This is a genomic window from Mesorhizobium sp. B2-6-4 (assembly GCF_006441495.1).
GTDB lineage: Bacteria > Pseudomonadota > Alphaproteobacteria > Rhizobiales > Rhizobiaceae > Mesorhizobium.
This window is the reverse complement of record NZ_VFUE01000005.1, coordinates 273,547-287,425: the sequence shown is the minus strand read 5'-3', so window position 1 is coordinate 287,425 and position 13,879 is coordinate 273,547. Positions and strand designations below refer to the sequence as shown.

Here is a 13,879-nt window from a genome sequence, read left to right as displayed (position 1 = left end):
TCAAGACAAAATCTTCGTCCTGCGCACGCTCAGGGCAATGACGAGATACGCCAGTCCAGCAATCATCATGGAAAATCCGGCCACCAAGCCAGTCGGCATCTCTCTGACGATCGGCCACTTCAGCAGTATGGAGAAAGCAGCGAATATGGCCACGATTCCGGAAACGGCGAACCAATACCAGCCGCCGATTTTCCTGACTTCAGCGGCGATGATTAATTGAAGAACACCGTGGACAAATAGTACAAACGCTATGAACAGTGATATTGCGGCCGATGCTTTGATAGGATTGAAGTAAATCATGATGCCGCCGATGAGCTCGAAGAAGCCGGTCAGTTCCTGCCACACGAAGCCCACCCAACTTTTGATCCAGAGCGATTGGATGACCTTGATGACGCCGACTGCCATCAGGGCCACGGCGAACACGACGTTGGATGCGAAATTGGAAACGCTGGGAACTGCGACTGAAAACACGCCGCCCGCAAGCAGGAGGAGCCCAAAGAGCAGAAACCTGCGCCACTTGCCCTGCTCGATTTCGGCCCGTTCATATGGCGTTGCAGGTGGGTGATCCGATTTTTCTGGCATGTCCCCGTTCCATGCAGGTTCTAAATATCGATCTCGCACCCTGCGGGCAGAGAAGAGAGCCGAGAGCGCTCAATGGAAAGTATCAGGAAGAAGTCTGCCGGACGGAGCGTCAGGAGCCTGTCTGGTTGCCTCGCGGCGAGATTTCCCGATGACGACGACTGCCTAGTCGAGATTTTCTCGCGGCCTTGCTTCGTCAGGACCATGAGGCCGTGTCGGATTAACTGATTGCTGGGAAGTGAAGGCGGCATACGGTTTTCCGCTGACTCTCAAAGGGTGCTCTTGTGAAGCCGGCCGTCCTTCATGATGACGACGAAGTTCTTATTTGGATCCTCGATCAGCCGGATGTCGTCGAGCGGGTTGCCGTCCACGACTAAGAGGTCCGCGAAAGCTCCTTCTTCGATGACGCCGAGCTTGCCCGGATAAGGGTTGCGCAGATTGGAGAGTGCGAGCAGTTCGGCATTGCCGGAGGTGGCCATCTGCAGGACTTCGGCGTTCTTGTACCAGTTGGCCAAATGCGTGAGCATCATGCTCTGGCGCGGACCCAACGCAGGCGAGAACAGCACGTCGGAACCCCAGGCCGTCTTGATGCCATGTTTGCGAGCAAAGGCATATATCCTCGGCGTCCCTGAGAAAAGCTCCTGGGCGCGGTCGGCGCTAGGTCCCGTCAGCGGGCCGGTGTCCTCCGCCGTCAGGAAGGGCTGGGTGCTTAGCCATGTGCCCTTCTCGGCGATCATCGCCGCCGTGTCCTCGTCCATCAGATGCGCGTGCTCGATCGACTGCACCCCAGCTGCCAGCGCGCGTCGTATCGCGCGAGACGTATAGGCGTGCACGGTAACGTAGGTGCTCCAATCCTGTGCCACCTCGACGCCTGCCCGCAGCTCTTCTTCGCTGAAGGTGACGATGTCCAGCGGACTGCGGGGCGATGATACGCCACCGCCGCCCACCAACTTTATCTGTGACGCGCCTTGGAGAAGCTGCTCCCGGATCCGCATCTTCAGGTCGCCGATATCGTCGACGATGGCCGCTCCCCCCAGGAGTTCACCTTTGCTGAGCTTGCCGCCGTCGCGCGGAATCTCGCTTGGCAGGCGAAGATCGGCGTGGCCCCCGGAGGTCGTGATCATCGCGCCGGAGGGATAGATGCGCGGGCCAGGGATCAGCCCGGTGTCGATAGCCTGCTTGAAGGAGAAGGAGGGACCTCCCAGATCGCGTATGGTGGTGAAGCCGCGACTGAGCGTGCGATCCGCCTCGGCGGTGGACGCTGCGAAGATAATCCCCGGGTCGCCGTTAAGCAGGATGTTGACCGGGACCGCCGCGAAGATCGCATGCCAATGCGCGTCGATGAGCCCTGGCATGAGGACGCCATTGCGGCATTTGATGACGGTGGCGTCCTCCGGGGGAGGGGCGTTCGTCATATCGATTCCGGAAATCCTGCCGCCCTCCACCAGGATTTGCGCTCCGTCCTTCACCGTACCCGACTTGCCGTCGAATAGCCGGACTTCGCGAAACAGGATCTTGGAAGGGGGCGCGGCCGTCTGCGCGAAGGACGGCTTTGTCAGCACCCCGGCGATGGCGGCAGCCCCGAAACCGGAGAGAAAACTACGCCTGGAAAAGGCCTCCAGACGACGAGAGACTCGTTGAAGATCGGGATTGAGACAACCGCAACCAGAACTGTGAACGAGGTGACCGTACTTCGAGCCTAGCCGCAGCATGTCTTTTGCTTTCGGTTGAGCGACACTGACACCTGCCGGACGGCGCTTCGTGTCGCGGTTCTTGTCATTTCAGGTCCCGTTACTCGACCAACACATCGCCGCCGACAGGATTGGCGCTGTCAAAGATGAGGAATACGATCGGAGTCCCCGATTCCGCTGTTGCATCGGTCCGCCTGGCGCCGACTTCGCCGCCGAGAGGCACGGAGTATTCCGCGACGATTTCCCCGAAGGTGTTCCTTTGGACTGCAACTTTCTGTCCGGGCCGAACGGTCTCATTGAGTTCGACCAACAATTCGATGAAACCGCCATGCGTCGCGGTGACGGGAAACATGCCGTCCGCGACGAAAACGCTCGAATCCTTGCTGGTTCTGCCGATAGGGCCTGAAATTATTCCGTGGTGCTTGATGACGTTCATCGTTCCTTCGACGAACAGGGCGATCATGTCGTGATCGAAGATCCGCGGCTTGCCGATCTCGGGCGTGAAGGCGGGAATGCCGGCATCGATGAGGGCATTGGCGAGAAGACCTCGCTCGCCAAAGTTGTCGAAAATCTGATCGACCGGATAGAGTTCCGCCATCGCCCGCACTTCGGGGAGATCCATGCGTGCAAGGTGGAACGCCGTCGCGTCCATGCCCGTGGCGGCTGTATGAAAATCGATCCCGTAGTCGAGGTTTGACCGCAGAAGCCGGTTGAATATCAGGCCGGCGTGGCGCGTCGGCGCGTCGGGAGCGTCCTCGTTGCCAGGGAACAACCGATTGATGTCGATCAGGTCGATCCCGCGCCCCGAATTCGGCCATCTCCGTTCCATGCCTTCCATTGCGGGGCGCGAAATGTCGAGTACCGCCATCACCGATCCCGACATCGCGGCCGGATCGAGCTCACGCATTACGGATTGCACGGTTTGAATGGGGCTCATTTCATCGCCATGCACGCCGCTCATCAGCCCCAGTCGTTTGCCTGGGGCTGCCCCCTTGGCGACCATCACCGAGACGTACCAGTGCTGGCCCGTCGGCATCTGTACGCCCTGGAAATAAAAGCTGTGCTTGCCTGGTTCCAGATCCGAGATGTCAAGCGAACTGATGACCTTCTTTCCGTCGATGACATCGCCGGTATAGACGGTCCCCGACGTCCCTGCGGGAGACGCGTTTGCAGGTGCCGAGCCCGTTTGCGCCTGCGCCGGCCCGGCCATGAGCGCAGCGGCAGCGCCGATGGTAGCGACCGATGCGATCATGAAGTCGCGACGTCCGAGGCCCTCGCTGGTTTCATGCGCCATGGCTGTGTGGTCCCTGCCGATGAGGATCATGCTGCAGATCTCGCGGTGACGCCTGCGAGGGCGGCTAGATCGTCCTTACCGATTCCCGTTGTGCGCGTGGTATCCGGGCATTAGTCCCACAAGACATTTCAGGGAGTACAGCCTCCAACAAGAAAAATGGACTGGTGGTCTATGATTGGGATGCCTTGCATACTGAGTTGAGAGCCACCACAACCGGTGTGATAAGCCTCGGATATCACGCAGCCACCTCCACAACTTCCGTCGGGTACAATTAAGCCCAGTTCGCGAATTCCTGGTGGATACCTCAAATGGGCCGGATGGCATGTTAACGATTGATTAACATGCTTCTATGCTGGTAGTAGACAGGGTATTACATCCACCTTCAACATTGCTTGCCGGAGTTGTATATATTAGAATGAACTAATGTTCTTGCAATAACCCGTGTTGCACCAACAAAGACGGATAGTTGCTATGGATGCTATGGTTCATGCCGCCGGGCTATCTGGAGGAGCAGGTGCCGAGAAGTCCCTGCAATGCGCCGTCGACATCGATACCTCCACGGCACCACCTGCTAAGCAATTCGACCTGTTTCGAACCTGGTATCAAGGCGTTGCCGACACTGAACTTATGCAAGAACGGAGCCATTCATTTCCAGCACATGAAACAGTGTGGGATCTGGGAACGTTGGCTGTCATGTTCCTCGAATTGCCTGGCAGTGGCTACCGCTGTCGCTGGCGGCATTTGAAAAACCCTTCGGTGGACAATTGGTATTTGAGCCTGCCCTTGTCCAAGGGCAGGCTTCCTGGAAGTTGGCAGGTCGTGAGAACGACCCTGCAATCTTTTGCAGAGCCCTACGAATGCGTGATGGAGAACGACGCCCTCCTTGCCGTTTTCCTGCCACGCGACCTGCCTTTCATCCAATCGTCCAGGATTGAAATACGTGAGGAGTCGAAAAGACTCCTGGCAGACTACATGCTTCTGCTGCACCGTTCCTTTTCCGATCTGAGGGCCGTGGATGTGTCGCACATTGCCACTGCCACCACCAATCTGCTGGCTGCGTGCGTGTCGCCATCACATGACCGCATCACCGAGGCGAAGCGTGTGATCGACGCCGTGATCGCCGAGCGCGCTGCCAAAATCATTGCACAAAGTTTGAATGATCAGTCCTTGGCATCCGACAGGCTTTGCCGCGAACTCGGTGTGTCCCGCTCTCGCCTCTACCGGATATTCGAACCGGCCGGAGGTGTTTCGAATTATATTCGCCACAAACGCCTGCTCAAGACACGCGATATACTTTCCGACAGCTTGGATGGGCGCCCGATCTCCGCCATTGCCGGGGATTGGGGCTTCACGGATCCATCGGCGTATAGCCGGATGTTCAGGAAGGAATTCGGCATTACGCCAAAGGAGGCACGCGTGGAAGGCTGGCAAGGCGCCCAGGCCACGAGCTCGCAGCAGATCAGCCAGCCTGACAGCAGGGCGCACACGCTGAGTGGTCTTCTGCTGCGAAACAGCTTTGGGCCCTAGACTGCGATGGCGCCGGCAAGGATGCCGTAGATTGCCGCGACCGCGCCAAGTGCGGCGACGACGAACATCCCCATCTCGGCGGGAGTAAACACCCTCTGCCCCCGCTCCTTCCGAGCCATGACGAAGAGGATCGTGCCCGGTCCGTAGATGACGGCCGAGAGCAGCAGGTGCTTGGCGCTGGCGGCGTAGATGAGACCGGCCGTATAGATCAATGCTATCGCCGCCCTTGCGAAGTCGACACGCCGCGCTACGGGGTCGTTCTCGTAGCTCTCGCCGCCCCATGCGAGCTTGACCCCGTAAGCGGCGACAAGAAGATATGGGATGAGGATCATGGAACTGGTCAGCTCGAGAGCGAGCCTGAAGGCCTGTTGAGCAAAGAGCGTCAGGACCAGAAAAACCTGCACAACCGTATTGGTCAGCCAGAGCGCCCGCGACGGCACGCCATGCTTGTTTCTATACGCAAGAAAACGCGGCATGGTCTGGTGATGTGATGCGGTGAACAGGATTTCAGCGGCCAGCAGCACCCAGGACAGATAGGCACCGGCAACGGAGATCAGCAGGCCGAAGCTGACGAACTTGGCGCCCCATGGCCCGACCACCGCTTCCAATACGCCGGCCATGGAGGGATTGCGCAGCGCTGTCAGTTCAGGACGAAGCATGATCCCGTAGGAGGGAATGGTGACCAGCACAAGCAGACAGAGCACGCCGAGAAAACCAAGGAGCGTCGCGACCCCGACATCCCCGCGGTTGCGTGCGTAACGCGAATAGACGCTCGCGCCTTCGATTCCGACAAAGACGAATACGGTCACCAACATGGTCCCGCGAACCTGGCTCGCGATGCTGCCAACGCTGACTTCTTCCCCGCCCCAGAAATTGGCCGTGAAGACATCGGCGCTGAAGCCGTAGATAACGAAGATGATAAAGAGAAAGATCGGAATGATCTTGGCGTAAGTGACAATGGTGTTGATCGCCGCCGCTTCCTTGACGCCCCGCAGGATCAGCGAATGTACGATCCACAGAAGCATCGAGGAAATGACGATCGCCGTGATGGTATTGCCATCGCCGAACACAGGAAAGAAAAGCCCCAGCGTCGACTTTATCAGCACGAAATAGGAAACGTTGCCGAGAACGGCGGCAGACCAGTAACCGAGGGCCGAGAGGAAGCCGAGATAGTTGCCAAAGCCGGCCTTGGCATAGGCATACACGCCCGCATCGAGGTCCGGCTTGCGAACCGACAAGGTCTGGAAGACGAAGGCCAACATCAGCATTCCGACGCCAGCGATGGCCCAAGCGATCATGGCCCCGAACGGACCGGTCTCGCGACCAAAAGCCTGCGGCAAAGAGAAGATGCCCGCGCCGACCATCGAACCGACGACCATAGCCGTCAGGGTCCATATCGAGAATTTTTGCTGAACGGTCGAGTTCATTGAATTTGGATCAACAATTCCTTGGCGGACGGCGGTCCAGCGGCCTCATTGTTACGCCTGCAACCTATCTCGAATCTGGCGCCCACGTGATTGGCATAAAATCCCACTAGTATACCTGACGTCCAAAACCTTTGCCTTGGCTCGTTTAACCGGTTGCCGATATTCGCATTTACTGCTTCTGATCAGACATAACCTTGCTGGACCGAGACGTGTCGGCGAGGCGTCTGATCGCGAACTCTGGTTCGCGCAGCCAGGAGAGCGGTTTATGACTTCAAACGAAAATCAGAAGCTTTCGCTGTTTGCGCTGACCAGCATGGTTGTGGGATCGATGGTCGGCGCGGGCATCTTCAATCTGCCTGGCCGGTTCGCGACTGCGACAGGTCCGTTCGGCGCAATCATTGCCTGGGCAATTGCGGGAACCGGCATGTACATGCTGGCGCGGGTGTTCCAGGCGTTGGCCGAGAAGAGGCCAGACATCGACTCAGGCGTCTTCGCCTATGCCAAGGCCGGCTTCGGCAACTACATGGGCTTCCTGTCCGCCTTCGGCTACTGGCTCGGTAGTTGCCTGGGCAACGTCTTCTATTGGGTGCTCATCGGCTCGACGCTGGGGCGGTTCTTTCCCGGGATCTTTGGGGACGGCAGCAGCGCCATCGCCATCATCGTCTCGTTGATCGGCATCTGGGCTTTCCACTTCATGATCCTGCGCGGCGTCGAGCAGGCGACCTTCATCAATACTGTCGTGACGATTGCCAAGATCGTGCCGATCCTGGTCTTCATCCTGCTCCTGATCTTCTTCTTTCATTTCGGGCAGTTCCGCGAGAATTTCTTCGGCGGCTTGGACATGCCGCCGAAGTCCCTGATCGCCCAGGTGCGCGACACAATGCTGATCACGGTCTTCGTCTTCCTCGGCATCGAGGGCGCCAGCGTCTATTCCCGCTTTGCCAAGGTGCGTTCCGACGTCGGTACGGCGACGATTCTCGGTTTCGTCGGCGTCACAGGCCTGATGGTAGCGGTCACGCTGCTGCCCTACGCGGCTCTGCCGCAATCGGCTGTCGCCGGTGTCCAGCAGCCGTCGATGGCCGGCGTTCTCGAAGCGGTCGTCGGTCACTGGGGTGCGGTCTTCATCTCGATCGGCGTTCTGATCTCGGTGCTCGGCGCCTATCTCGCCTGGTCCCTAATCTGCGCCGAGGTGCTGTTCGCGGCGGCGAAGTCGGAGGACATGCCAAGGCTCTTCGCAGCGCAGAATGGCAACAAGGTTCCCGCTAACGCACTCTGGCTCACCAACATCGTCGTGTCGCTCTTCGTGATCTCCACCTACTGGTCGCGGGACGCGTTCAACTTCATGCTCGACATGACGAGCGTCACCGCGTTGCTGCCCTACCTGCTCGTGGCTGGCTACGGCATCCTGCTCGCTCGTAGCGGCGTTGGCTATGAAAAGACGCCGGATCAGCGCGGCCGCGACCAGATCTTCGCCTGGATCGCGGTGATTTACACGGTCTTCATGTTCGCCGCCGCCGGGCTCAAATACGTGCTGCTTGTTGCCGTCCTCTTCGCGCCCGGAACTATCCTCTACGTCTGGGCGCGGCGCGAGCAGAAATTGCAGCTGTTCACGCTCGCCGAACTCGTCGTGTTCGCCGCCACGCTCATCGCTGGCCTGATCGGAGCCTACGGGCTGCTGACGGGCTCCATCGCACCTTGAACAGAAAGAAGGAAGGTCATGACAAACAATACTTCATTCGGCGTTCATTCAGAGGTTGGTCAGTTGCGCAAGGTCATGGTGTGCGCTCCCGGCCGCGCCCACCAGCGGCTGACACCCAGCAATTGTGACGCACTCCTCTTCGACGACGTGCTCTGGGTAGACAATGCCAAGCGCGATCATTTCGACTTCATGACCAAGATGCGCGACAGGGGCGTCGAGGTGGTCGAGATGCACAATCTGCTCGCCGAGACGGTCGCCATTCCGGAAGCCAAGAAGTGGATCCTCGACCAGCAGATCGTACCGAACCAGGTCGGCCTCGGCCTCATCGACGAGGTCCGCTCCTATCTCGACGGCCTCTCTAATCGCGACCTCGCTGAAACACTGATCGGCGGGCTGTCGACCTTCGAATTCCCGGAAAGCATCGGCGGCGAACAACTGGCGCTGATCCGTGACGCGGCCGGCGTCAACGAATATCTGCTGCCGCCTTTGCCCAACACGCTCTACACCCGGGACACCACCTGCTGGATCTATGGCGGCGTGACGCTGAACGCCCTTTATTGGCCTGCGCGCCACGAGGAGACCATCCTCACCACGTCGATATACAAGTTCCACCCGGACTTCGCCGGCAAGGTCAATGTCTGGTGGGGTGACCCGACCAGGGATTGGGGGCTTGCCACATTCGAGGGTGGGGACGTGATGCCTATCGGCAAGGGCAATGTGCTTATCGGCATGAGCGAGCGCACTTCGCGCCAGGCTATCAGCCAAGTGGCGGCGGCCCTGTTTGAGAAAGGAGTTGCCGAACGTGTGATCGTCGCCGCAATGCCTAAGCTGCGCGCGGCGATGCATCTCGACACGGTATTCACGTTTGCCGATCGCGACTGCGTGCTGATGTATCCGGACATCGTCAACGGCATTGACGCATTCTCCTATCGCCCTGACGGCAAGGGGGGCGTCGAACTCCACAAGGACAAAGGCAGTTTCATTGAGACGGTGCGTGACTCGCTTGGTCTCAAGAAGATGCGCGTCGTTGAAACCGGCGGCAACGACTACATGCGCGAGCGCACCCAGTGGGACAGCGGCGCCAACTTGGTTTGCGCCTCGCCTGGTGTCGTCTTTGCCTACGATCGCAACACGTACACAAATACGCTGCTGCGCAAGGAAGGCATAGAAGTCATCACTATCTCAGGCGCGGAGCTCGGCCGTGGCCGAGGCGGGGGTCATTGCATGACATGTCCCATCATTCGTGATGCGGTCGACTATTGATAGCAATCCGGCCAGGCTCGGTACAGGCGGCCGGTCGGCCCCCAAATAGTCTGAAGGCCATGCCTGTCGGACGGCCTCCAGCACATAAAGACCGTCTACCCCAGAATTGCTCATAGAGCGTTGGAGTCGCTCCCAATCCTTTAGGAACAATCGGCACATTGTTTGGACGGAATGCTCGTTGTTGGCGAGCGGATGTAAATGTACCCAGGAGATGAAATCATGAGAAGTATTATATTTGTTTCTGCTTTGGCTCTGATGGCTGCGGGTTGTACTGCCACGGAACAGCGAACAGCAGGCACGGCGCTGGCAGGAGCCGGAACGGGTGCGGTCATCGGCGGCCTTGCAAACGGCAGTCGAGGTGCCCTTGTAGGCGCGGCGGTCGGTGGCGGCACAGGGGCTGTGGTCGGCGCTGCCACGGCACCGCGCGCGCATCATCGCGAATGCTGGGTTCGTGATCGCTGGGGTCACACGGTTCGCGATCGTCAGGGTCGACCCATCACAAAACGGTGCTAGGCGCGATGCGTAAGATCAGCTTTATTCAGCACGAATCGAGCTGGTTAAGCGATATCGATGAACATTGGTCTGGGCGCTGAGCAAGCTTCCGGACCAATTTCGGAGTTGTCTGTAACGTCATCCAGCCGGCCGGGAACAGACTATACCATGGCGAAGCGAACGCTCTTTGCGCCTACGTATATTCTGGCGGTTATCGCCGTCATATGGGCGCTGCAGGCCGCTGCCTCAATTTTCGCGCCAGTCGTGTGCGCTCTTTTCCTCATCGCGCTGGTGTGGCCATTGCAGCGCAACCTGCAGCGGCTTCTTCCAAAGCTGATCGCACTGGCGATAGTCGTCTGTGTCGTCGTCCTGGCATTCTTCGCCTTTGCATCGATCGCCAGTTGGGGTTTTGGCCGCATTGGCCGATCGGTCCTCGCCGACAGCGCCCGCTTTCAAGGACTCTACAGTCAACTCGCCGAGTGGTTGGAAGGGCACGGTGTCGTGATGGCCGGCGCCTGGGCCGAGCATTTCAATGTCGGCTGGTTCGTGCGGATAGCTCAAGGCGTGACCGCAAGGCTGAATACCGTGATCTCGTTCTGGATCGTTGTCGTCGTTTACGTGCTTCTGGGTCTTCTCGACGCTGAAGCGGCGGCTCGCAATGCTCGTGTAGCGCTGAGCGCCCAGGCGGCGGCCGCACTGATCAATGGCAGCAGTCAGACAGCATCGAAATGGCGACGTTACATGCTGGTTCGGACATTGATGAGCCTTGCGACCGGTTCGATGGTGTGCGCGCTTTCGGCGGCTTTCGGACTGCGGTTTGCCGCCGAGTGGGGCGTTATCGCCTTCACCTTGAACTATATTCCGTTTATCGGGCCGTTCGTCGCGACATTCTTGCCGACGCTTTACGCGCTCGCGCAGTTCGGATCGCCACAGGCCGCCGTCTCGATTTTTGCCGGCCTCAACATCATTCAGTTCGTCATCGGCAGCTACATAGAACCGCGGGTTGCCGGTTACGTGTTGGCGATGTCGCCTTTTGTGGTGCTGTTTTCGGTCTTCTTCTGGTCGTTTCTTTGGGGTGTGTTCGGCGCGTTCATAGGTGTGCCCATCACCATCGCGCTGGTTACTTTTTGCTCGCAATCGCCGGCGACCCTTTGGATCGCTCAGTTGCTTGGGTCCGCCGATCGGCGGAACGCGTGATTGCCGCCAGGAAATTCGATTGGCCGGGCCCCTAGCGACGTCCGGATCCCGCGCCCCGGACGAGGCCGATGATACAAACCGACAGGATGCCGCCAAGAAGGCCGGCAATGCCGACGCCAATCAGCACGCCGGGCGTGAGGGTGCCGACACCACGAGCGGTGGCATCGACAGCATTTTCGACGTTGCCGAGGAAGTTTGCCAAGGCGGGAATCCGACCGGCCAGCCCTGTCAGGGTCAGTCCTCCCACGACGCCAGCCGCCGCGACAGATTTCCAACCCAGCGCAGCCATGCGCCAAAACCAAGTCGTAGCGAAAGCTCCGCCCGCGCCGCAGATGGCTTCAATCAAAAGCAGGGCCGCTGTCTCAAGGCCGGACATGCTTGCATCGCCCACTTACTATCGGGCCATCCATCGCCCTTGCCGACCAGCAGAGTTCCGATTCCGGGATGTTCCGTGACCGCGGTCAGGCGGTCGCGGCCGCGCCTTGGCCGGCCATCGCCGAAGCGCGTTGAAGCGCATCGCGCAGAACCTGCTCCTTCGTCTCATCCAGCGACGTCTTAAGCACCACGCCGCCAAAGGCCTGGATCTCCTTGAGCACCTTGTCCGCTGTCATCTCGTGCGCGAGCACGAACAGGGCAGCGTCCCCAGGCTGGATGCTGGCTGACAGATCGCGCATGAACGCATCGTTGATACCCACGTCCGTCAAAGCGCCGCCAAGGGCTCCGGAGGTGGCGCCGACCGCAAGTCCGATCAACGGATTCAGGAAGAGAACACCGATAAGCAAGCCCCAGAAGCTACCGGATACAGCGCCTGCCGCCGTCGTATTCACAAGTTGATTGAGCTTTATCGCACCCGCCTCGGTCTTGGTGGCAATAACCGCGTCGCCAAGTTTAATAACGTATTCCTTTTGAAGTCCTATGAGCCGTTGACGTACCTCTTCAGCCTTGGCCTCGTTTGGATAGACGATGACGATCAGATCGGACATGGGACCCTCCTAGGCTAAGACTTTCCAAGGGCACGTAATACACATCCTAGAAGGTGAAAGATTGAGCCGGAAATCCGAATAGTGTGCAGCACGTCTCATTTTGCTTGCCTGTCCGACTGGCAAGCCTGCGGTCTCGACATTGGTTGTCGGCCGCTTCGTCCGTTGCGCTCGGCTTTGTCGCGACGAATTCTCGTCCGGAGCCGCCCGAACTTCTCCTATGTGATCAGAGGCGCGCTGCTGGTCTCGAGGGGTGGCTGATCCCGATCATGCGGCATCGTGCGCATCGACGGGCCGTTCGCGACGTCCAGGACAAAATGAAACCCTACGCAAAAAGCTTGCCGCGCTTGGGAACCGTCGCGGCAGGACAGGAGCCAATGCCGCAAAGCGGGTAACGGTCACGGTGAAAATGGTTGGATCATCGGGTCGTATCCGTTGGCCGAAAGCCTGTAACGAGCCAGCCCAGGCCGTGAAGAACTAGGTCGATACCCATGAACGCCCCAATCACCCAAACCCCGGTCGATGGCCATCCGATGAGTATCAAGAAGCCAGCCGCGAGACCGAACAGGCCGGAAACAAGCATCATCCATCGGTCGGTGGACAGGTAGCGCAGGCTCAAAGACATTCTTCCGAGCCCAGATATCACGAGCACGACACCGAGCACCCATGTGAGGATGATAGATCCCAGCACCGGCAAGCTGATGAGCAGGCAGCCAAAAACGACGTACAGGATGCCGAGCATCGTCTGCCAGAGAAAACCACGCCACCCGCCGGCCCAGATGGCGAGGGCGATCTCGACAAAGCCGGCGCATACGATCGCAATTCCCAGGACAAGCGCGCTGATGGTCGTGGCCAGCGCCAGATCGCCCAACACGAAGATCCCTGCCAGGATAAAGACGATTCCGATCGCCGAGTTCGTCCACGCAGATCGTCTGGGTTGCTGGGTCTCGGACAACTGCGTCATTCCCTTGCCTCTCTGAGTCATCTACGAATGCGGTGGAAATCCACCACGCGGCCAGTACGGGCATTCAGCACTATTTCGAAAGTGCTGCCGCCAATGCGACGCGCGTGATAAACAAAATTGCGTCCCCGGCAGTCCACGCGACGCACGTCCCTGAAGCCTCTGCTCTGAATCAATCGCTGGCCTTGAGCGCAAGTAATCGCGCGGCCGTTGTTAAGGTTTGATCCGATATTTATATTTACGGTCACAGCTCCCGCTGGGGACACAGCGGCAAGAGGAATACCAAAGCCGAGTGCGGCACTTAACAGGGCAGCTAGTGCATATCTCCGCATATCTTTCGTCCTCTTTGGTGAATTAAGCCGACATCACGCGCATGCGAACACGTTGTCAATAATTCTGCATGGTGGCTCGGATATTTGGAGACACAATGCCTAGTTTCTGGATTCTTTGCATTTTATGCACTGCCGTCAGAGCGCGTGCGTTTTCGGTATTATTGTCGAAGCGCATCTCTTGGGATTAAAGCGTGTCGCGTCGAAACAGATTCAGGCGACTCGCTTTAAGTCTTTGTTTTGATGCATATCGTTGTCCCAGAACCGCTGCGCACTTCTGGGCGACATGCATTAACCGCTGGTTTGACGGATGGAGATTGTCATGGGTGCCATTGTTCCTGCCGCCGGCCGCGCCGAGGCACCAGGCGTCCAGAAACACTGCAATGCACGAGGAGCCGACGCGTATCTGGATCTCGAAAGCTGCGATGAAGTGCGCGACC

The 13,879-nt window shown here is 58.8% G+C and carries 12 protein-coding genes; 5 read left to right on the top strand and 7 right to left on the bottom strand.

Going from position 1 to position 13,879, the window contains the following annotated elements:
• The 3 genes from FJ426_RS09625 to FJ426_RS09615 all read right to left on the bottom strand — a co-directional run bounded on the left by FJ426_RS09625 (position 1) and on the right by FJ426_RS09615 (position 3,564).
• Positions 1 to 582 carry an HdeD family acid-resistance protein gene (locus tag FJ426_RS09625; RefSeq protein ID WP_140559917.1) on the bottom strand — a complete coding sequence of 194 codons (582 nt, stop codon included), beginning with the start codon at positions 580 to 582 and terminating at the stop codon, positions 1 to 3.
• A 266-nt stretch (positions 583 to 848) separates the two neighbouring features.
• Positions 849 to 2,291, bottom strand: a complete 1,443-nt coding sequence (locus FJ426_RS09620; RefSeq protein ID WP_140499405.1) for an amidohydrolase family protein — start codon at positions 2,289 to 2,291, stop codon at positions 849 to 851.
• A 79-nt stretch (positions 2,292 to 2,370) separates the two neighbouring features.
• Complete coding sequence (locus tag FJ426_RS09615; RefSeq protein WP_140559962.1) at positions 2,371 to 3,564, bottom strand: succinylglutamate desuccinylase/aspartoacylase family protein; 1,194 nt, start codon at positions 3,562 to 3,564, stop codon at positions 2,371 to 2,373.
• 471 nt (positions 3,565 to 4,035) lie between these two features.
• Here FJ426_RS09615 and FJ426_RS09610 point away from each other — a divergent pair, with 471 nt between their 5' ends.
• Entirely contained in the window at positions 4,036 to 5,091 is a 1,056-nt protein-coding gene (locus FJ426_RS09610) for a helix-turn-helix domain-containing protein (RefSeq protein WP_140499403.1), read from the top strand.
• Here FJ426_RS09610 and FJ426_RS09605 read toward each other — a convergent pair.
• The gene (locus tag FJ426_RS09605; RefSeq protein ID WP_140499401.1) at positions 5,088 to 6,518 is read right to left on the bottom strand and encodes a basic amino acid/polyamine antiporter; all 1,431 of its coding nucleotides are present in this window, start codon (positions 6,516 to 6,518) and stop codon (positions 5,088 to 5,090) included. The two genes, FJ426_RS09610 and FJ426_RS09605, sit on opposite strands and share 4 nt — an antisense overlap.
• Before the next feature lie 265 nt (positions 6,519 to 6,783).
• Between FJ426_RS09605 and FJ426_RS09600 the strand changes: the two genes are divergently transcribed.
• From FJ426_RS09600 to FJ426_RS09585, 4 genes are all read left to right on the top strand, one after another.
• The gene (locus tag FJ426_RS09600; protein ID WP_140825186.1) at positions 6,784 to 8,217 is read left to right on the top strand and encodes a basic amino acid/polyamine antiporter; all 1,434 of its coding nucleotides are present in this window, start codon (positions 6,784 to 6,786) and stop codon (positions 8,215 to 8,217) included.
• A gap of 18 nt (positions 8,218 to 8,235) precedes the next feature.
• Positions 8,236 to 9,480, top strand: a complete 1,245-nt coding sequence (locus FJ426_RS09595; RefSeq protein ID WP_140559915.1) for an arginine deiminase — start codon at positions 8,236 to 8,238, stop codon at positions 9,478 to 9,480.
• 198 nt (positions 9,481 to 9,678) lie between these two features.
• On the top strand, positions 9,679 to 9,993 hold the full coding sequence (locus FJ426_RS32160; protein ID WP_348640490.1) for a YMGG-like glycine zipper-containing protein: 315 nt from the start codon (positions 9,679 to 9,681) through the stop codon (positions 9,991 to 9,993).
• Positions 9,994 to 10,140: 147 nt separating this feature from the next.
• Positions 10,141 to 11,169: an AI-2E family transporter gene (locus tag FJ426_RS09585; RefSeq protein ID WP_140499465.1), complete on the top strand. Its 1,029-nt coding sequence runs from the start codon at positions 10,141 to 10,143 to the stop codon at positions 11,167 to 11,169.
• 31 nt (positions 11,170 to 11,200) lie between these two features.
• Here the strand turns inward: FJ426_RS09585 and FJ426_RS09580 are convergent, their stop codons facing one another.
• The 3 genes from FJ426_RS09580 to FJ426_RS09570 all read right to left on the bottom strand — a co-directional run bounded on the left by FJ426_RS09580 (position 11,201) and on the right by FJ426_RS09570 (position 13,113).
• Positions 11,201 to 11,545: a hypothetical protein gene (locus tag FJ426_RS09580; RefSeq protein WP_140499394.1), complete on the bottom strand. Its 345-nt coding sequence runs from the start codon at positions 11,543 to 11,545 to the stop codon at positions 11,201 to 11,203.
• An 85-nt stretch (positions 11,546 to 11,630) separates the two neighbouring features.
• Entirely contained in the window at positions 11,631 to 12,152 is a 522-nt protein-coding gene (locus FJ426_RS09575; protein WP_140499392.1) for a DUF1269 domain-containing protein, read from the bottom strand.
• A gap of 415 nt (positions 12,153 to 12,567) precedes the next feature.
• The gene (locus FJ426_RS09570; RefSeq protein ID WP_181167676.1) at positions 12,568 to 13,113 is read right to left on the bottom strand and encodes a DUF308 domain-containing protein; all 546 of its coding nucleotides are present in this window, start codon (positions 13,111 to 13,113) and stop codon (positions 12,568 to 12,570) included.
• Between the last annotated feature and the right edge of the window lie 766 nt (positions 13,114 to 13,879).